The following is a 417-nucleotide window of genomic DNA, read 5'->3' as shown; positions in this document are numbered from 1 at the left end:
GGCTCCGCTGCAGGGCTTGAGGGTTCTCGCGCATCAACTCTCAGGACATGCAGCTTGCTCTGGAGCGTGCGCTGTTCGGAGGTGTTCAGCTCAACGGGCTCGAACGCTTCAACAAACACATACTGGCTCAACAGCCAGTAACTGACTCCGAAGGTGACAACGATGGCGAGCAGTACAATCCCCAGTAACTGCCAGCCACTGAAGCCTTTTTTCACCGCTTGGCCCTGAGGCTGCTGACCGGATTCGTCCATAACGGGCTCTCCTACCACTGTTGCCCCTCCGTACCCCTATTCATGGTTCATCTTCGCGCAATCCTGCTCAGGCCGCTACCACCCGCCGGATCATGACCGGATCGGCCAAGTCCCGGGAACTGGTCGGCGGGCATCATTCGGATTTTCCAGGGATGGGGTTCGGTTT

At 58.3% G+C, this 417-nt stretch carries 1 protein-coding gene; it reads right to left on the bottom strand.

What is annotated here, in order from left to right; translation table 11 throughout:
- Positions 1-251 (bottom strand): hypothetical protein (locus tag AC1RQI_RS17075; protein ID WP_481905811.1); only part of this gene is annotated, 251 nt, incomplete at its 3' end.
- Positions 252-417 lie beyond the last annotated feature (166 nt).

It is taken from the genome of Salicola sp. AFF1 (assembly GCF_056783195.1).
This window is presented reverse-complemented; position numbering and strand designations above follow the sequence as displayed.